The 18,536-nt window shown below is 73.3% G+C and carries 17 protein-coding genes; 6 read left to right on the forward strand and 11 right to left on the reverse strand.

Annotation, left to right across the window (positions count from 1 at the left end; genetic code table 11):
* Positions 1–120: 120 nt before the first annotated feature.
* From E1298_RS04880 to E1298_RS04890, 3 genes are all read right to left on the reverse strand, one after another.
* Positions 121–1,521 carry an ABC transporter substrate-binding protein gene (locus E1298_RS04880; RefSeq protein ID WP_131889539.1) on the reverse strand — a complete coding sequence of 467 codons (1,401 nt, stop codon included), beginning with the start codon at positions 1,519–1,521 and terminating at the stop codon, positions 121–123.
* 78 nt (positions 1,522–1,599) lie between these two features.
* The gene (locus E1298_RS04885; RefSeq protein ID WP_243725391.1) at positions 1,600–2,391 is read right to left on the reverse strand and encodes an ABC transporter ATP-binding protein; all 792 of its coding nucleotides are present in this window, start codon (positions 2,389–2,391) and stop codon (positions 1,600–1,602) included.
* Entirely contained in the window at positions 2,384–3,355 is a 972-nt protein-coding gene (locus tag E1298_RS04890) for an ABC transporter permease (protein ID WP_131889540.1), read from the reverse strand. Before E1298_RS04890 ends, E1298_RS04885 begins: the two co-directional genes overlap by 8 nt.
* 152 nt (positions 3,356–3,507) lie before the next feature.
* Here E1298_RS04890 and E1298_RS04895 point away from each other — a divergent pair, with 152 nt between their 5' ends.
* The 4 genes from E1298_RS04895 (at position 3,508) to E1298_RS04910 (ending at position 8,023) form a co-directional block, all read left to right on the forward strand.
* A complete protein-coding gene (locus E1298_RS04895) occupies positions 3,508–5,139 on the forward strand; it encodes a bifunctional phosphatase PAP2/diacylglycerol kinase family protein (RefSeq protein WP_243725392.1) in 1,632 nt (543 codons plus the stop codon).
* 193 nt (positions 5,140–5,332) lie between these two features.
* Positions 5,333–5,554: a DUF6158 family protein gene (locus E1298_RS04900; RefSeq protein WP_131889541.1), complete on the forward strand. Its 222-nt coding sequence runs from the start codon at positions 5,333–5,335 to the stop codon at positions 5,552–5,554.
* Between the two features lie 214 nt (positions 5,555–5,768).
* On the forward strand, positions 5,769–6,623 hold the full coding sequence (locus tag E1298_RS04905) for a VanW family protein (RefSeq protein ID WP_131889542.1): 855 nt from the start codon (positions 5,769–5,771) through the stop codon (positions 6,621–6,623).
* A gap of 116 nt (positions 6,624–6,739) precedes the next feature.
* On the forward strand, positions 6,740–8,023 hold the full coding sequence (locus E1298_RS04910; protein WP_131889543.1) for a serine hydrolase domain-containing protein: 1,284 nt from the start codon (positions 6,740–6,742) through the stop codon (positions 8,021–8,023).
* Here E1298_RS04910 and E1298_RS04915 read toward each other — a convergent pair.
* The 6 genes from E1298_RS04915 to E1298_RS04940 are packed head-to-tail and all read right to left on the reverse strand — an operon-like array spanning position 8,004 to position 13,221.
* Positions 8,004–8,843 carry a hypothetical protein gene (locus tag E1298_RS04915; protein WP_243725393.1) on the reverse strand — a complete coding sequence of 280 codons (840 nt, stop codon included), beginning with the start codon at positions 8,841–8,843 and terminating at the stop codon, positions 8,004–8,006. The two genes, E1298_RS04910 and E1298_RS04915, sit on opposite strands and share 20 nt — an antisense overlap.
* Before the next feature lie 5 nt (positions 8,844–8,848).
* Positions 8,849–9,976 (reverse strand): glycosyltransferase family 4 protein, encoded by a 1,128-nt coding sequence (locus E1298_RS04920; protein WP_131889544.1) that lies wholly within the window; start codon positions 9,974–9,976, stop codon positions 8,849–8,851.
* On the reverse strand, positions 9,976–10,335 hold the full coding sequence (locus E1298_RS04925; RefSeq protein WP_131889545.1) for a hypothetical protein: 360 nt from the start codon (positions 10,333–10,335) through the stop codon (positions 9,976–9,978). The genes E1298_RS04920 and E1298_RS04925 overlap by 1 nt, the downstream gene beginning before the upstream one ends.
* Positions 10,332–11,060, reverse strand: coding sequence for a hypothetical protein (locus E1298_RS04930; protein ID WP_131889546.1), 729 nt, complete (start codon positions 11,058–11,060; stop codon positions 10,332–10,334). The genes E1298_RS04925 and E1298_RS04930 overlap by 4 nt, the downstream gene beginning before the upstream one ends.
* 11 nt (positions 11,061–11,071) lie before the next feature.
* The gene (locus E1298_RS04935; RefSeq protein WP_131889547.1) at positions 11,072–12,262 is read right to left on the reverse strand and encodes a glycosyltransferase family 4 protein; all 1,191 of its coding nucleotides are present in this window, start codon (positions 12,260–12,262) and stop codon (positions 11,072–11,074) included.
* Positions 12,259–13,221 (reverse strand): NAD-dependent epimerase/dehydratase family protein, encoded by a 963-nt coding sequence (locus E1298_RS04940; RefSeq protein ID WP_131889570.1) that lies wholly within the window; start codon positions 13,219–13,221, stop codon positions 12,259–12,261. The genes E1298_RS04935 and E1298_RS04940 overlap by 4 nt, the downstream gene beginning before the upstream one ends.
* 143 nt (positions 13,222–13,364) lie before the next feature.
* On the opposite strand from E1298_RS04940, the gene E1298_RS04945 reads away from it, so the two are divergent.
* Positions 13,365–13,925, forward strand: coding sequence for an RNA polymerase sigma factor (locus E1298_RS04945; protein WP_131889548.1), 561 nt, complete (start codon positions 13,365–13,367; stop codon positions 13,923–13,925).
* Positions 13,922–14,974 carry a CU044_5270 family protein gene (locus tag E1298_RS04950; RefSeq protein WP_131889549.1) on the forward strand — a complete coding sequence of 351 codons (1,053 nt, stop codon included), beginning with the start codon at positions 13,922–13,924 and terminating at the stop codon, positions 14,972–14,974. Before E1298_RS04945 ends, E1298_RS04950 begins: the two co-directional genes overlap by 4 nt.
* 63 nt (positions 14,975–15,037) lie before the next feature.
* Here the strand turns inward: E1298_RS04950 and E1298_RS04955 are convergent, their stop codons facing one another.
* Together E1298_RS04955 and E1298_RS04960 are read right to left on the reverse strand one after the other, a co-directional pair.
* The gene (locus E1298_RS04955) at positions 15,038–16,681 is read right to left on the reverse strand and encodes an ABC-F family ATP-binding cassette domain-containing protein (RefSeq protein WP_131889550.1); all 1,644 of its coding nucleotides are present in this window, start codon (positions 16,679–16,681) and stop codon (positions 15,038–15,040) included.
* A gap of 90 nt (positions 16,682–16,771) precedes the next feature.
* Complete coding sequence (locus E1298_RS04960; RefSeq protein ID WP_131889551.1) at positions 16,772–18,469, reverse strand: proline--tRNA ligase; 1,698 nt, start codon at positions 18,467–18,469, stop codon at positions 16,772–16,774.
* Between the last annotated feature and the right edge of the window lie 67 nt (positions 18,470–18,536).

Below are 18,536 nucleotides of genomic sequence, written 5' to 3' on the forward strand. Positions count from 1 at the left end.
GCCGTCTTCCCTCGTCGCTGCGGTCGCTCGTTCCTCGCTCCCTGCGCTCCTCAGTCCAGACGGCGCGCGCCCGCGAGCTGTGTTCATTGCCTCGCCTCCGCTCGGCGGCTCATGACGGTGTCAGCCGCCGACGAGGTGGCGGGCGCGCCAGTTCTTGAAGATCGCGTTGATCTGCCGCTCGGCGTCCGCGACGGCCTGCCGGGGGGTGAGGTGGCCTCGGGCGGCGCGGCCGAACATGGTGGGCAGGACGTTGGTGCTGAAGATCTCGCCGATGGCCGGGTTGGACGGGCCGGGGTAGCCGATGTTGGCGCTCCAGGACGTGGCGGTCCTCAGCAGGGCGAGCTTGTCGGCGGGCCGCGCGCCGAAGGGGTCCTTGCCGAGCCAGCCGTTCAGCTGCGGGACGAGGGACGGCCAGCCCGGCAGGTCGTACAGCTCGGAGTTGTAGGTCACGGCGGGGAAGTTGGCCGTGTAGTGCAGCAGGAACTCCTTGGCGGCGTCGGGGTTCGACGCGTGCTTCGGGACGATCCACTGCTGGATGACGTGCTGCGCCGCCAGGGCGGTCTTCGGGCCGCGCAGCGCGGGGGCGAAGAAGATGTCGTCGCCGATCTCGCGGTTGGTGGCCATCGCGGTGCGCCAGGCGGAGATCGAGTTCAGGATGTAGGACGACCGGCCCGCGATGAGGGCCTGGTTGTTGGACGCCGGGACCCACGAGAACACCTCGTTGGTCTCGGCCTCCTTCCACAGCCGGGTCATGTACTCGACGGCCGCGACGGTGGCGGCCGAGTTGATGACGACCCGCTCGTCCGGGTCCTGCTCGGAACCGCCGAAGGACCAGAGGAGGGCCCGGGCGGCCATGTTGGAGTCGGTCTCGGGGGACAGGCCGATGCCGCACGGCACGCCGGTCGACCGTTTGATCTCGGCGGCGCCGCGCAGGAGGTCGTCCCAGCTGCCCGGGCCGTTCGGGAGGCCGACCTTCTGCCACATCGAGCGCCGGTAGTCGCCGGGGTCGGGGGACCAGCCGGGGCAGTAGGCGTAGTACCGCCGGGTGTTGGGGTTGTAGCTGGACTTGCGGCACAGCTCCAGTTGCTGCCCCCAGCGCCGGGTCGCCTCCTGGACGAGGTCGCTCATGTCCAGTACAGAAGGCTCGTACTGCGAGAAGGGCGCGATGTGCTGGATGACGTCGTGGCCGCGTCCCGCCTGGATCTCCGAGGCGGCGCGGCGGGGCACGTCCACGGTGTTGATGTGGTCGACCCGGACGGCGACGCCGGTCTTCCTGCCCCAGGCGGCGGCGAACTTGTCGAACCACCTGTCGTGCCGGGGGACGAAGTGGCTCCACATGAGGATGGTGAGGGAGCCGCCCAGCTTCTTCGTGGGGGAGGTGAACACCTCCTGCGGCGCATGGCCGGGGATCTTGGCCTGCGGGCCGCTGCTCTCGCCGGCGCAGCCGGCCAGGAGGCCGGACGCGCCGGCGGCGAGCGCCGTGGAGGACAGGAAGCCGCGTCTGCTGAGGCGGTCGGCCATGGGAGCTCTCCCTCGCCGCTAAGGGTCTCCCTTGAAGGTAGATCGGTGAGGGCGGGACATCCAGCGGCGAAGGGGGTGTTACTTCCCGGTGGCCTCGATGTAGGCGGCGATGACCTCCTGGGGGTCGCCGTCCATGTGCATGCGCCCCTCGTCGATCCAGATGACGCGGTCGCAGGTCTCCTTGATCACGTCGAGCTGGTGGGCGACCAGGAAGACCGCGCCGGCCTCGCGGCGCAGCTCCTCGATCCGCCGCTTGCTCTTGACCTTGAACTTGGCGTCGCCGGTGGCGAGGGCCTCGTCGATCAGCAGCACGTCGTGGGTCTTGGCCGCGGCGATGGCGAACCGGAGCCGGGCGCCCATCCCGGACGAGTAGGTGCGCATGGGGTACTGGATGAACCCCTCTTTGAGACCGGCGAAGGCGACGATCTCCTTGTACTTCGCCTTGGTCTCCTGCGGGGACATGCCCATCGCGAGGCAGCCGAGGACGATGTTGCGCTCGCCGGTCAGGTCCTTCATCAGGGCGGCGTTGACGCCGAGCAGCGACGGCTGGCCGTCGGTGTAGACGCCGCCGCTGTGCGGGGGCAGCAGCCCGGCGATCGCCTTCAGCAGCGTCGACTTGCCGGAGCCGTTGGTGCCGATGATCCCGACGGCCTCGCCGCGGTAGACGACGAAGGACAGGCCCTTGATGGCGTGCACCTCGGTCATCGACGGGCGGCTCTCGCGGCGCAGGACGCGGGCGAAGGCGCTGGCGGCGTTGCCCTTCCCGCCGGCCCCGAACACCCGGTAGATGATGTGCAGGTCGTCCACGACCACGATCGGCTCGCGGTGCGGGTCGATTTCGAGGGCCCCGCGGACCTTGGTGTCAGCCACGGCCGTATCGCTCCTCGGCACGGTAGAAGAACATGAACCCGCCGACCAGCGCGACCGCCGCCCAGGCGAGGGCGTAGATCCACAGCTGGGTCGTCGACTGCACGGGCAGCTCGTGCTTGACGTGGTCGCGGTACTTGCCGAGCAGCACGTGCCGGCTCAGCTCGACGTACACGTACCCGGGGTTGGCCTTCAGCAGCTCGGCGGCCCAGGTGTGCTCGGCCAGCTTCGAGCCGGGCTTCATCAGCGACGGCAGGGAGAAGATCACGCCGGACGCGTAGAGCCAGGTGCGCATGATGAACGGCAGCAGCTGGGTGATGTCCCGGTTGAACGCGCCGAGCCGGGCGACCACGAGGCTCGCGCCGATGTTGAACATCAGCTGGAGCATCAGGACCGGTACGAACAGCAGCATGTGGACGGAGAGCGGCTCGCCGAACGCGAACACGATGGCGAGCAGGACCACCAGCGACAGCAGCAGCTGCTGGAGCTCCACGATCGCGATCGCCAGCGGGAGAGTGGCCCGCGGGAAGTGCAGCGCGCGGATCAGCGACAGGTTGTCACCGACCGACTTGGAGCCGGCGGTGATCGACCGCTGTGTGAAGCCGAACATGAAGACGCCGGTCACGAGGAACGGGATGAAATCCGGGAGGCCGTGCGAGGTGTTGAGCAGGATCCCGAAGATGAAGTAATAGACCGCGACGTTCAGGAGCGGGGTCAGGAGCTGCCAGACCTGGCCCAGTCGCGATTCGGTGTACATCGAGATGTTCTTGGCCGACGCGAACGCCCAGATGAAGTTGCGTCGAGCCCATACATCCTGGAGGTACTTGCGCAGCTGGGGGCGTGCCGCGCTCTGCTTCAGCCCATACCGTGCGGCGTAGGCGGCCAGCGTCTCGTTCACGTGAGGAGGCTCCGCGATCGTGCCGACCGACTCGCCACCCGAGGAACCGAGCCGTTCCGGGTGACTCATGCCGCGAAGCCTATTGCAGTCGGCGATGTGTGCGTGACGTTCGCCCGCATGTGACCCCCGATTTGAGATCTTTACGGAATCATGTCGTCGTCCAAGGGGATACCCCGGTCATGCGCGTCAACCACCGAGGACCCGGCCAAAGGTCACCGTCCGTGCTGATCAAGCCCGCGCGGAGCGGGCCCCTGCCGTCCCGCGGCCGCCGCCCGTCCACCGCCGGAGGCGGGCCCGGGCTGCTCCGCAGGCTCGGGCGGGCCGACCGCTGGGCGTTCGACCGGGTGGCGGCGGCCCGGCTGCCGGGCCTTGAGTACGTGCTGCCGCGGCTGTCGAGGTTCGCCGATCACGGAGTGCTGTGGTTCACCACGGCGGGCGCGCTGGCGCTCAGCCGGCGGGCCCGGCTGCGGCGCGCCGCGCTGCGCGGGTCCGTCGGGATCGCCGTGGCGAGCCCGATGGTGAACATCCTCGGCAAGCAGGCGTTCCGCCGCAAGCGCCCCGTCGTGGACCTGGTGCCGCCGATCCGGATCCGGTGGAAGCTGCCGACCTCGCACGCCTTCCCGTCCGGCCATTCGGCGTCGGCCGCCGCGTTCGCGACCGGGGTGGCGCTGGAGGCGCCGCCCGCGCTCGCGGTGCCGGTCGCGGCGACGGCGGCGGGGGTGGCCTTCGCCCGCGTCTACACCGGGGCCCACTATCCGGGCGACGTCCTGGCGGGGCTGGGGATCGGCGCGCTGGCCGGGCTCGGGACGCGCCTGGTCTGGCCCGCCCGCCCTCCCGTGGCCCGCGTGACCCGGGCGGAGGGCGAGAGCGTCCAGGTCACCCGTGACGGGCGCGGCCTGGTCGCGGTCGTCAACCCGGGCTCGGGCGCCGCGAGCGAGGCCGCGCGGGGGATCCTGCCCGGCAACGCCGAGATGGCCGTCGGGCTGATCCGGCGCGAGCTGCCCGCGGCGGAGATCGTCCAGCTGGAGCCGGACCAGGACCTCGAAAAGGTGTTCGAGGACGCCGCCGAACGCGCCGAGGTCCTGGCCGTCGTCGGCGGCGACGGCACCGTCAACGCGGGCGCGCGCGCAGCGCTCAAGCACGATCTGCCGCTGCTGGTCGTGCCCGGCGGCACCTTCGACCACTTCGCCCGCGCGCTGGGCGTCGAGACCACCACGGACGCCATCGCCGCCTACCGGAGCGGGCGCCTCGGCCGCGTCGACGTCGCATACGTCGCCCCCGCGAACGGCGTCCGCCCGGGCGGAGCCTCCGGAAACGGCGCGTCCTCGGACGGCGGGGCGGCGTCAGAGGAGAGGCATCTCTTCCTCAACACCGCCAGCTTCGGCGCCTACACCGAGTTGGTCGACCGCCGCGAACGGCTGGAACGGCGGCTCGGCAAGTGGCCCGCGCTGGCCGTGGCCGCCGTCCGCACGCTGAGGCACTCGGAGCCGGTCGAGGTCGTCGTGGACGGACGCCGCCGCCGGGTGTGGCTCGCGTTCGTCGGCAACTGCGTCTACGGCGCGCGCGGCGCCGCGCCCAACTGGCGGGAGCGTCTCGACGACGGCAGGCTCGACATCCGGATGATCTTCACCGGGCGCCGCGTCCCCCGGGTCCGCGCCGTCGCCGCGATCATGGCCGGGCACCTGCACGTCACGCCCGGCTACCGCGCGTGGCGGGCGGGCGGCCTGGAGCTGGTGTCCAAGGACGGCGGGCTCCGGCTGGCCCGCGACGGCGAGGTCTCGTCCCTCCCAGCCGCGATCCGCTTCGGCAAGCACGCCGGCGCCCTCGCGGTCTTCTGCCCGGCGGACGGCTGAGGTCACGCTGCGTGCCCGGCGCCCGTGCCGGGCCGCGTGCCGGACGGGGGCCGCGGCGTTCGCCCAGAGTTCAGGCGGGCGTCACCTGGGGGTGCGCGTCCGGCGGAGATTCGCCCGGCGGCGACCGGGTAGGGGGAGGGACGGCATCGACCAGGAGGTACACGGCCGTGACGCCGCTGGAGGGGAAACGCACATGACGATGGGAATCAGCCCGGGGGAGCTCACCGACGCGGACCTGTTCCGTGAGCTGGGCCACCTGTACGAGACCAGGCTCGACGCCCTGCGCCACGCCGCCGACCAGGCATATGGGGAGCACACGCGCCGCATGAACCAGCTCGAAGCCGAGTACCTGCGCAGGCATCCCGGGCGCGAGATCGACCCGAACCGGCTGCGCGAGGGCGCGCGGGCCCGCTGACCCCGCCGCTCGCCTGGCCGCGGGCAGGGCCGGTCCCGCGCGGAGCAGGGTCCCGAAGCCGCGTTCCAGCTGGGACGTGGCTTCGTCTTGTCCGGGCTTCGTTTTGTTCGGGCAAAGAGGGGGACGGCGGTCGCGGCGCCCCGGCATGGTGCGATGCCGGGATTCGCGCGGCGTGGTTGCGTGGTGACCCCGGAGACCATCGGGGGTGTGATCTGTGAGGCGGACCCGGCACGGCCGGTACCGGCGATGTCGCGGCGACCAGCCGGGGCTGGGGGAGTGCGCCCGGCGCTGGTGGCCCCTGGTCGCCGGGGCGCTGGCCCTGAGCGGGTTCATTCTGGGCGAGTACCTGGGCGTCCCGCATGAGTCGGGCGCGGCGGCGGCGCCGCGACCGGTGGCGGCCCCTCCGGTGCCCCAGGAGCGGCCGATGAGCAGCTACACCACGCGGTTCCAGCCAGGGGAGCCGCGCGTGCGCAATATCGAGATCGCCGCACGGATCCTGGACGGACGGGTCGTGCGGCCTGACGAGACGTTCTCGTTCAACGAGGCCGTTGGGCCGCGCACGAAGAGGCGGGGATATGTGGCCGCACCCGCCATCCTCGGTTCCCGGCTGGTGAACGACGTGGGCGGCGGCATCTGCCAGGTGTCCACGACGCTGTTCAACGCAGTGTTCCAGGCCGGGCTCGCCATCCAGAGCGCGCGCGCCCACACGATGTACATGCCGGAGTACCCGCTGGGGCGGGAGGCGGCCGTGGCCTACCCCGACCTGGATTTCACCTGGCGGAACGACTCGGGACGGCCCGTCGTCGTGCGGGTCGGCTACACGGCATCGTCGCTGACGGTCAGCCTGTGGGGCAGGCGCAGGTACGACGTGCGGTCGCGGTCGTCGGACCGGTACGGGTTCGAGCGGCACGGCGCGGCCGTCGGACGGGGACGTGGGTGCGTGCCGATGACCGGGCGGAAGGGCTTCAAGATCGACGTCTGGCGGACCCTGCTGGACGGCGGGCGGCGCGTCCGCCGGGAGCGCTTCCACACCGAATACGGCCCGCAGCCCAAGGTGACGTGCGACTAGGACGCCCTAGGGCGCCCCAGGACCGCGATGTCCGCGTTCCGATCCGCTGAAGATCAACATGTACTAGGGTGCGAAATCGCCGCATTCTAGGCATCCGATCTTTGGGGGGACGCGTCGTGACGCCACTGACCAGGAGAGACTTCGGCAAGGCGGCCGGGCTGGCGGGAGCGGGCGCGGCGGCGCCGGCGCTGCTGGCGGGCTGCTCGTCCGGGTCGTCCGAGCGGGTCCAGGCGGCCGGGGCGGCGGCGGCCGCGCGCACTTGGAAGGTGACGGGCTCGGCGCTCGCGGGCCTCGGCGGCTTCGACTCGACCCTCAAGACCTTCATGCAGGCGCGCAACATCCCCTGCGGGCAGCTGGCGGTCGTCCGCAAGGGCAAGCTGGTGCTGTCGCGCGGCTACACCTGGAGCGACCAGGCGGGGGTCGCGGCCCAGCCGACGTCGCCGTTCCGGATCGCCAGCATCTCCAAGCCGGTCACGGCGACCGCCGTGCTCAGGCTCGTCCAGGACGGGAAGCTCAAGCTCACCGACCGCGCCGCGACGCTGCTCGGGCTGTCCACCGCCGCCGACCCGCGGCTCAAGGACGTCACCGTGCTGCGGCTGCTCCAGCACCTCGGCGGCTGGGACCGCGACATCTCGCCCGACCTGATGTTCCAGGACGCGGTGATCGCGAAGGCGCTCGGCGTCCCGCTGCCGGTCAAGCAGGCGAACATCATGAAGTACGCCTCGTCCCGCAAGCTCGACCACGCGCCCGGGGCGAAGTACGTCTACTCCAACTACGGGTACATGCTGCTCGGCCGGATCATCGAGAAGGTCACCGGGCAGAGCTACGCGTCCTATGTCCAGCAGAAGGTGCTGGCGCCGCGCCAGATCAAGCGGATGCGCCTGGGGCGCACGCTCACGAAGGCGACCGGCGAGGTCCCGTACTACTCGGGCTACACGGGCACGACCGTATTCGACAACTCCGGCAAGAAGGTGCCCTACCCGTACGGCGCGTTCAACCTGGAGAACATGGACGCGCACGGCGGCTGGCTCGCCACGGCGATGGACCTGACGCGCTTCGCCGGGATCTACGACGGCGGGACGAGCGTCCTGAACGCGGCCTCGATCAAGCGGGCGTTCGCCAAGCCGGAGACGGGCGTCACGCCCGACGGCTACTTCTACGGCTGCGGCTGGCTGGTGCGGCCGGTCAGCGGGGGCACCAACACCTGGCACGACGGGAGCCTGGCCGGGACGAGCACGCTGCTGGTCCGCCGGTTCGACGGGCTGACCTGGGCGGCGCTGTTCGACCAGCGGCAGGAGGGCGACGCCCCGAGCTACGGCGACATCGACCTGGCGCTGCACAAGGCGGCCAACGCGGTGACGGCCTGGCCGGCCGGCGACCTCACCTCGAAGTACTTCTGAACCTCGAAGTACTTCCGAGGGCCGGGTCCCGGGCCCGCTTGGCGCGGGTGAACTGGTCGTCGAGGGCGCGCGGGAACGGCAGCATCCGGTGCCGGTCCCGCCACGGCGCGAACTGCCGGACGGCGTTGAACCCGGCCGCCGTGACGATCCGCTCGACGCGCGGGCCGGGCGGGCAGGCGGGGTAGGCGTCCCGGTGCGCGATCCCGGCGGGCAGCCCGTCCGGGCGGCGGGGCGAGACCAGGGTCATCGGCGGGCGGACGCCCTCCAGGGCCGCCATGTCCCGCGCGTAGGCGACGAGTTCGCGGATCTCGGCGTCGGGCCCGCCGTGCACGATGAGCCAGCCGTCCACGTCGATCGGGGCCGACGGCGGGTCGGTCAGGTCGAGCGGCGCGATCTCGTCCGAGACGCTGCGGAGGTAAGACCCGTGCGCCGGGTCCAGGGGTTCGAGGACGAACGTCCGGTCGAAGCGCGGCGGGACGGCGGGAAGCAGCGGCAGGTAGGCGTCCCAGCGGAGCAGCCGGGCCAGGTGGGTGACACGGGTCCCCGCGGGGACGGCGGTGAGCTCGCCCTTGAGCCCGGCCGGGAACGCGTCCACGATCAGCTCGTCCGGCTCCAGCTCGGCGAGCGTCCGGACGGGGTCGGACGGGGCCAGGACGCGCCAGCCGCCCGCGATCCGGGCGTCGGCGGCGAACGGCGACCCGGACAGGACGGTCACCTCGCCGCCCCAGCCCAGGGTGTGCAGGACGGCCCGGAGCCGCGTGAGGTGCCCGAGCCCGCCGCCCCGCGCGTAGCAGACGATCAGCGGACTCAGCGGATTCAACGGACTCAACGGACTTCGTCGAGGACGGCCAGGTAGCCCGCGGTCTCGGCGGCCGGGGTGAAGTCGCGGACGATCCGCTCGGCGCCCGCTGCGCCGAGCTCGGCCAGCTCCTTGTCGGCCGCCCGCGCGGCCCGGTCGATCGCGGCCCGGCAGGCGTCCGCGTCCCCGGCGGGGAACGTGAACCCGATCTCGTCGTCGGCGACGTCCGCCAGGCCGCCCGCGTCCGAGGCCAGCAGCGGCACCCCGAGCGCCGCCGCCTCCAGCGCCACGTTCGGCATCCCGTCGTAGAAGGACGGCAGTGCCACGAGGTCGCAGCTCGCGTACACGCCGGGCAGGTCGTAGCGCTCAAGGAACGGCAGGAAGGAGTGCGCGACGCCGTCCGCCTGCCCGGCCAGCCGCTGCGTGACGCCCTCCTCGACCTCGCCGACCAGCAGCAGGTGGAACGCCTCGGCGTGCCCGGAGGCGGCGAGCGCGTCGAGGAGGAAGCCGACGCCCTTCTTGGTCTTGAGCCGGCCGATGAGCCCGACCGTCCGGCGTCCCGGCTCGACGTTCCCGGCCCGCCACGCCAGGCCCCGCTCCCGCTCGGACGGCAGGATCCGCCACTGGGACGTGTCGACGCTGTTGGCGACGAACGTCACCGCCGCGTCCGGGGCCAGCGCGGACACCAGCGGCGCGTGCGAGCGGGCGACCACGCACACCCGCGCGGAGGCGTTCAGCGCGTCGGCCAGCACGCCCCGCCGCCGCAGCGAGAACACGCCGACGTCGATGTCGTTGCCGCGCAGCAGCGTGATCAGCGGCGCCTGCAGCAGCCGCGCGAGGACGGGCGCGGCGAGCATCGCGTAGGTGCCGCCGAACCCGGCGACGTGGCTGTAGGTCCCGGCGGTGAGGTCCTCCGAGGTCAGGGTCGTCCAGAGGCGGCGCAGCGCGTGCTCGGCGTCGCCGCCCAGCGGGGCGGTCAGCAGCCGCCCGCCGTGCTCGCGCGCCACCGACCACGGCCGGTCGCGCCGGGTCAGGTGCGCCACGTCCACCTCGGCGCCGGCGGCGCGCAGCCCCCGGACGATGCGGTCGCACGACTGGGACATCCCGCCCTGGCTCGGCGGGTAGTGCTCGGTGATCCACAGGACCCGCGCCATCAGCTGTCCACGAAGCCGGTGTCGCCGTCCGATCCGAAGTCGCCCTCGCCGTAGGAGTAGTCGTCCCCGGGGTTGAACGCGCCGCGGTCGAACTCGTCGAACGAGGAGTACCAGTAGGTGTCGTTGTAGGTCTGCGAGCTGCGCTGGTAGAAGCGCCGCCTGAACCCGCCCACCCAGGACGGGTCGTAGGGGTTCTGCGACCCGTACCCGTGGGCGGCCATGCACTCCGGGCAGTGCCCGCTCTGCGGCGCGGCGTGCTGCCCGCAGACGGCGCGCCCGCACTGCGGGCAGGCCGCGATGGCGGCCCGGCCGCAGCGGCCCAGCACGAAGAACCCGGTGGTCACGGTGCAGGGGTTCATGTCGTCCTCCTCGCGGCCGCGCCGGGCGGCGTCCACCGGAACGGCTCCGTCGACACGTGCAGGATCCCCTCGACGAGCCGGTCCTCGGGCTGCGCGCCGGGAAGCTTGGCGTTCGCGCGGATCACCGTCCGCCGCCCCTGCTTCACCCGCACCCGGACCCAGCGCGGCGGCGGCGACCCCGGCCGCCGGACCGCCGCGTCCTTCGGCAGCCGCCGGGTCACGCTGATCACCTGCACCGCCTTCGACTTCCGCTTGATCTTGACCTTGCCGCGCGGGTTGCGCTTGCGGATCCGCCGGTGGCGCAGCCGCTCGGTGACCGACAGCTCCAGCACGCTGCCGTCGCGCAGCTCGGCCCGCACCCGCAGCCACGGGTCGATCGCCCACCACTGCCTCATCGACAGCACGGGACGCTGGACGGGCATGTCGTACTGCGGCCCGTTCTTGTCCGCCACCTTCGGGCCGCGCATGTCGGCCGCCACGGACAGCACGCCTTCCGGGCGCATGTCGGCCGCCAGCACCCGCAGCAACGGCACCATGACCGCGCCGGCCCGGCTCGGCGGCGCCCACTTCGCGCGCCGCACATGCAGGGAATGGCCGGCGAGGCTCTGGACGAACGGCTCCCAGTCGTCCCGCCGCAGCGACACCGAGAACCCGCGCTCCAGGACGAGCGCCCTGTGCAGCGGGTGGAACCGCTCGATGGCCGCGCGCTGCTTGCGCCAGAACATGACGGCACCACCTATCGCTCTGCTCGGTGCGGCGCGCCGTCCGGCGGGGACGGCGCGATCATGCGGTAGACGGACGCCAGCTCGGCCCGCGAGTGCGCCCAGGTCAGGCCGTCCTCGATGCGACGCCTGGCCCGCCGGCCCATCGCCGCGGCCTCGCCCGGGTACTCCAGCAGGACGCGGACGGCCCGCGCCAACTCGGCGGGACGGTCAGCCGGGACGAGCCGCCCGTGCTTCCCGTCCGCCATCAGCTCGCGCACCGCCGGCAGGTCGGAGGCGACCACGGGCACCCCCGCCGCCATGGACTCGATGACCTTCAGCGGCGCGCAGCCCTGGTCGAGGTTGCGGGCGCACCCGGTCAGCGGCGCGACCGACAGCTCGGCGTGCGCCAGCCAGGCCGCGACCTCGTGGTGCGGGAGCGTGAACCGCCAGTCGACCCGGTCGCCCGCGCCGAGCCGCTCCGCCAGCCGCCGCACCGGCTTGGCGCGCCGCTCCGGGACGGACGCGCAGATCACCAGCCGCAGCCCGTCCAGGTCGGCCAGCCGCGCGAACGCGCGCATCAGCACGTCCAGGCCCTGCCAGGGCTGGAGCGCCCCGACGTAGACGATGTAGCGGTCCGGCGCGTCCGCGGGCCGCTCGGGCGCCGCCGGGACCTCGGCGCCGTTCGGCACCAGGCGGATCTTGCCGTCCGGCACCCCGAGGCCGCGCACGGCTCCGCCGATGACGCGCGACGGCACCACGACCGCATCGCAGCGTTCCAGGCAGAACCGCTCCAGCTCCCGGATCTTGCCGAGCGCCGCCTTGGACGCCCACGGCCACGTGTGGCCCATCTCGATGGACGGCAGCCCGTTCACCTCGTACACGACCTTGAAGCGCCGTCCGGGCGCGGTCACCGCGGGCAGCGCGCCCCACGGGTCGCGGACGTGGCAGACCTCCAGCGTGTCCAGGTGCGGTTCCAGGTGATCGGCGACCCAGCCGGAGAACGCCTCGGCCCGGTCGATCAGGTTCGGGACCGGCGCGTCGAACCGGGCGATCTCCCGCGTCCCCTCGCGCTGGTAGCGGGGCAGGTCACCGCCGCCGAGGACGCCCAGCAGCCCGCCGCCGAAGCGCTCGAACAGCTCGTCCGCCATCTGCGCGATGTGGACGGCCGAGCCCTTGCTGGAGGGGAACCGGTCGAAGGCGACGTACGCGGCCCGGTGCCTCATCCGACGCGCACCCCCTCCCGCACGCGCAGGGACCGGTGCCAGGCGATCTGGTCGGCGAGGCCCTCCGCCAGCCCGATCCCGGCCGTCCAGCCGAGCAGCCGCGCCGCCCGTCCCGGATCGGCCCAGGTCCGCGCCGCGTCGCCCGCCACGGGCGCCTCCCGCTGGATCTGCGGCCGCACCCCCAGCACGCCCGTCAGCAGGCCGATCGCCGACCGCACCGCCACGGGCTCGGGGTGGCCGACGTTGACGGGGATCCCCGGCGGCAGGTCCGCGGCGGCCGCCGCCAGCGTCGCCGCCACCACGTCCCGGACGTGCGTGAACGACCGGGACCTGCGCCCGTCGCCGAACACCGGCAGCGGCCGCCCGTCCAGCGCCGCCTCCACGAACCGGTGGAACGCCATGTCGGGCCGCTGCCGGGGCCCGTAGACCGAGAAATAGCGGAGCAGGACGGTCCGCGTCCCGTCCCGCGCGGCCAGCGCCGCGAGCCGCTCGACCTCCACCTTGCTGGCCGCGTAGGGGCTCGCCGGGTGCGGCGGGTCGTCCTCGCGGTTGGGCCTGCGTCCCGCCGACCCGTACACCGACGAGCTGGACGCGACGACCACCCGGGGCCGCAGCCGCGCCGGGCGGCCCGCGCACGCCGCGAGCAGCCGCCCGGTCGCCAGGACGTTGTCGCGCTCGGCGACCGCGCGCCCGGCGCCCCACGAACTGCGCACGCTCGGCCGTCCCGCGAGGTGGACGACGACGTCCGCGGCGGCGAGCGGGTCCAGGTCGTCCAGCGCCAGGTCGGCCTCGACGGCGGTGACGCCGGGCCGGGACGCGACCCGCGCCCACATCCGCCGCGCGGCCTCGGGCGCCAGAGAGCGTCCGGGCGCGTCGACGGCCAGCACCTCGTGTCCCGCGGCCGAGAGCGCATCCGTCACATGGCTCCCGATGAACCCCGCCGCCCCTGTCACCACCATCCGCACGCGGGCACCCTACCCATCACCACCAGGAATTGGACAGGGGCAAGGGCCCCTGGCCAGCAAGAATCCGGAGGAGTGTAGACAAAAGCGGAGTGCCGGACATCTCGGGATGCACTCAGAACCGAGAGAAGGGAGCCGGCGTGCCGGAACCAGACGATGGGTTCGCCGGGCTGTGGGACGCGCACTACGGCGACGTCCTGGGCTACGCCGCCCGGCGGGTCGACCACGAGACGGCGCGGGACGTCGCCGCCGAGACGTTCCTGATCGCCTGGCGGCGCCGGGACGAGATCCCGGCCGACCACCCGTTCCCGTGGCTGCTGCACGTGGCCCGCAACGTCCTGGCGAACGAGGCGCGCGGCCACCGGCGGCGCGGGCGGCTGTGGAGCCGGCTGCGCGGCGACCGCCGGACCGCCGAGCCCGTCGCGGACGTCGCGGTGGGCCTCGCCGAGGGCGGGCGTATCGCCGCCGCGCTGCGGCGGCTGTCCCCCCGCGACCGCGAGGCCCTCCAGCTCGTCGGCTGGGAGGAGCTCGACACCCGCGACGCGGCGGTCGTCGCCGGCTGCTCGGCCAAGACGTTCTCGGTGCGCCTGCACCGGGCGCGCAAGCGCCTGGCGGCCGCCCTCGCCGATCTCGACGCCGACCTGGACGCCGGGGAGCGCCCCATGATCACCACTTCGCTGCAGAGGAGCCCGCTGTCATGAACCCCGCCGTCGAGAACGACGTCCAGGAAGTCCGCCGGATGCTGGCCCCGGCCAACCCGTGCCCGCCGGGCGGCCTGTCCGGCGCCGCCCGTGACGCGGCCGGCGAGGCCGCCTACGCCCGGGTGACGGCGTCCGGCACGTCCACCGGCGCCGAATCCCGCCGCGCGGCGCGGTCCCGGCGAGGGGTGCCGTCCCGCCGCGCGACCGTGCGGCTGGTCGCCGTGGGCGGCCTCGCCGTCGCGGTCGCGGCGGGCGTGACCGTGGTCCAGGGGGCCGGCGGCGTGGACAAGGACGGCAAGCCCCGTCCGGTCGTCCCGGGCCTGCCCGCAGGCGGAGGCGTGGCCAACGCGCAGGAGGTCCTCACCAAGGCGGCGGACGCGGCCCAGGCCCGGCCGTTCACCGCGCCGCGCCCCGGCCAGTGGATCTACACCGAGACCCGGTACCGGCGGAGCCCCATGCCCGGCCCCGGCAAGGTGATCAAGCCTGGCACGCCCCTGAAGACGGTGGTGGACCGGATGTGGATGCGTGAGGACGGCACGCGGATGGGACTGTACGAGAGGGGCAAGCTGGTGACGACCGCCACCGGTGGCGGCTTCCCGCCCGTCGACTACCCCTCGGTGTCCAAGCTGCCCAGGGACCCGGACCGGATGCTGGCCTGGGCCCGCGGCACCGAGGCTCCCCTCGAAGGCGGTCCGGACGCGTGGGCGTTCGCGGCCCTGTCCTCGCTCCTGCTGAACAACGCCGTGATTCCGCCCGCCCAGACCGCCGCCGCGTACAAGGCCCTGGCGAAGATCCCCGGCGTCACGCTGGACAAGAAGGCCGTGGACGACCAGGGGCACCGGGTTCTGTCCGTGTCCCGCGTCGCCGAGGGCTGGGTCCGCAATGCGGTTCTGCTGGACCCGTCCACCTACGCCTACCGCGGCCACCGCGCGACCGTCGTCAAGGACCACAAGTTCGAGGAAGGCGGGGCTTTCAAGAAGGGCGCCACCGAGAGCATCGGCGTCCGCCTCGCGTACGGCATCGTCGACCGCCCCGGCCAGCGCCCCTGATCCGCTGACCGCCTGCCCGCCAGAGCCCTCGGCCTCGGCCGGGGGCTCTGCCCACGCCCCGGCTCAGCGGGGACGCGCCACGCGAGCCTCGTCCCAGACGGGCTCCGGGGACTCATAGACCGAGCCGTCAGCGCCGAACACCAGGAACCGGTCGAACGAGCGGGCGAACCAGCGGTCGTGCGTCACCGCCAGGACCGTGCCCTCGTAGGACTCCAGGCCCTCCTGGAGGGCTTCGGCGCTGGCCAGGTCCAGGTTGTCGGTCGGCTCGTCCAGGAGGAGCAGGGTGGCGCCGCCCAGCTCCAGCAGGAGGATCTGCAGGCGGGCCTGCTGACCGCCCGACAGCGTCTCGAACGGCTGCTCCGCACAGAACTGAAGCTCGTACCGGGCCAGGGCGTTCATCGCGTCGCCCCGCAGCCGCGCGTGCTCGGTCATGACGATCTCGCACGGCGTGCGCCCGGCCAGGTCGGGACGGGCGTGCGTCTGCGCGAACAGGCCCGGCACGACGCGGGCGCCGAGCCGCGCGACACCGGTGTGGGCGACGGGCTCGACCGGGACCGCGCCGCGCGGGAGCGTCTCGGCGACGGCCGCCAGGAGCCGCAGGAAATGCGACTTGCCCGAGCCGTTGGAGCCGAGGACCGCGACCCGCTCGCCGTACCAGACCTCCTCGTCGAACGGCTTCATCAGGTTCGTCAGCTCAAGGCTCTCGCAGATCACCGCGCGCTTGCCGGTCCGGCCGCCGCGCAGGCGCATCTTCAGGCTCTGGTCGCGCGGCGGGACCTCCGGCGGGCCCGCCTCCACGAACTTGCGCAGCCGGGTCTGCGCCGCCTGGTAGCGCGAGGACATCGAGTCGTTGTACATCGCCTTGTTCTTGAGCGTCATCACCAGCTGCTTGAGCTTGGCGTGCTCCTCGTCCCAGCGGCGCCGCAGCTCCTCCAGGCGCTCGTTGCGGTCACGGCGCGCCTGCGCGTACGTCGCGAACCGGCCGCCGTGCACCCACACCTGGCCCGCCTCGACCGTCACGATGCGGTCGGCGGAGCGGTCGAGCAGCTCGCGGTCGTGCGACACCAGCAGGACGGTCTTGGACGTCTCGCGGAGCCGGTCCTCCAGCCACCGCTTGCCCGGCACGTCCAGATAGTTGTCGGGCTCGTCCAGCAGCAGGACCTCGTCAGGGCCGCGCAGCAGCGCCTCCAGCGCGAGCCGCTTCTGCTCGCCGCCCGACAGCGTCCTGACCTCCCGCCACCGGCAGGAGTCGTACGGGACGCCCAGGGCCGCGACGCAGCACGCGTCCCAGAGCACCTCGATCTCGTAGCCGCCCGCGTCGCCCCAGCCGGCCAGCGCGGTGGCGTACCGCAGCTGCGTGGGCTCGTCGTCGCGCTCCATCATCGCCAGCTCCGCCGCCTCCACGGCCGCCGCGGCCTCGCGCACGCGGGGCGGCGCGGTGGACAGCAGCAGGTCGTGCACGGACGACTCGTCCCGCACGTTCCCGACGAACTGCCGCATCACGCCCAGCCCGCCGCTGTGCGCGACCGTCCCCTCCTGGGGCGTGAGATCCCCGGCGATCAGCCGCAGGAGGGTGGTCTTCCCGGCGCCGTTCGGGCCGACGAGCGCCGCCGTGACCCCGTCGCCCACCCGGAACGAGACATCGTCCAGCAGCACGCGGCCGTCCGGCAGCGCATGGCCGACATGGCCGACCTCCACGTGCCCCACGGCTGCCTCCTCGCGACGGAACCCCCGCCTCCGAGTGTCCGGACGCGGCGGCCCACGCGTCAAACCAATTACGGCGGGTGACCGCCGGCGTCAGAGCCCGAGCAGGGCCCTGACGTGCGGGACGACGGCGTCCAGCGCGACCTTGACCGTCTCGCCCGTCGCGCGGGCCGTGACCTCGGCGACGCCCTCGGCCAGCCCGCGGCGGCCGACCGTCACGCGGAACGGGATCCCGGTCAGCTCCACATCCCGGAACTTCACCCCGGCGCGCTCCGGGCGGTCGTCGATCACGACCTCCGCCCCGGCGGCGGCGAGACCGGCGTAGACGTCCTCGGCGGCCTTCGCCACGTCCGCGTCGTCCGACTGGGCGATCACGACGGCGACCTGGAAGGGCGCCACCGCGAGCGGCCAGACGATCCCGCGGTCGTCGTGGTGGACCTCCACGATCACGGCCATCGCCCGCTCGACGCCGATCCCGTAGCTGCCCATGACGATCGGGACCCGCGCGCCGTCCGGGTCGAGGATCTCGGCGCCGAGGGCCCGCGCGTACCGGTCGCCCAGCTTGAAGATGTGGCCGACCTCGATGGCCCGCTCGACCACCAGCGGCTCGCCGCAGCGCACGCACGGCTCCCCGGCCGCGACCTCGCGCAGGTCCGCCCAGGTGCCGACGGGGATGTCGCGGTCGACGTCCACGCCGCGCAGGTGGACGTCGTCGATGTTCGCGCCGGTGAACATGGCGCGGCGGCCGCGCAGCGCCTCGTCCGCGATCACCGGGAGGCCGGTGACGCCGACCGCGCCGAGGCTGCCGGGCAGCGCGCCGAGCGCCTCCCGGATCTCCTCCGGCTGCGCCGGCCGCGGCTCCACGGCCCCGGTCGCGCTCACGAGCTTGCCCTGGTTGAGGGCGTGGTCGCCGCGCAGCAGGACGAGGGTGAGCGCTCCGTCCAGCACGTACACGAGGGTCTTGACCTGCCGGTCGGCGGGCGCGTCGTAGGCCAGCAGGTCCTCGATCGTCCGGACGCCGGGCGTGTCGAAGCGCTCGGGCGCCGGGAGGCCGGGGCCGTCGCCGGCCTCCGGCAGCCGGGACGCGGCCCGCTCGATGTTGGCCGCGTAGCCGCACGCGGGGCAGCGGACCACCAGGTCCTCGCCGACCTCGGCGGGGCACATGAACTCCGTCGAGTCCGAGCCGCCCATCGTCCCGCTGGACGCCTCGACCGGGTAGGCGGGGATGCCGAGGCGCTCGAAGATCCGCGTGTAGGCGCCGTGGTAGCCCTCGAACGAGGTGTCCAGTCCCGGCCGGTCGATGTCGAAGCTGTAGGCGTCCTTCATCGTGAACTCGCGGGTCCGCAGCAGGCCGCCCTTGGGGCGCGGCTCGTCCCGGAACTTGGTCTGGAACTGGTACCACTGCTGCGGCAGCCGCCGGTAGGAGCCCAGCTCGCGCGCGACCGTCGCGAAGATCTCCTCGTGCGTCATGCCGAGCGCCAGGTCGGCGCCCCTGCGGTCGCGGAGCCGGAACATCTCCTGGCCCATCAGCTCCCAGCGGCCCGAACGGCGCCACGGCTCGGCCGGGTGCATCGCCGGGAGCAGCATCTCCTGCGCGCCGATCCGGTCCATCTCCTCGCGGATGATCCCCATCACCTTCGCCCGGACGCGGACCGCCAGCGGCAGCAGCGAATAGTGGCCCGCGGTGAGCTGCCGGACGTAGCCCGCGCGCAGCAGCAGCCGGTGGCTCGGCGCGTCGGCCTCGGCGGGATCGTCGCGGAGCGTGGGCACGAACATCTGGGACCAGCGCATCCGGCGAGGGTAACAGCGGGGCCGCGAACGGCTAATGCGGTGAGGGAAGGCGTCACCAGTCAGTACC

The sequence above is a fragment of the Actinomadura rubrisoli genome (assembly GCF_004349215.1).
GTDB classification, from domain to species: Bacteria; Actinomycetota; Actinomycetes; order Streptosporangiales; family Streptosporangiaceae; genus Spirillospora; species Spirillospora rubrisoli.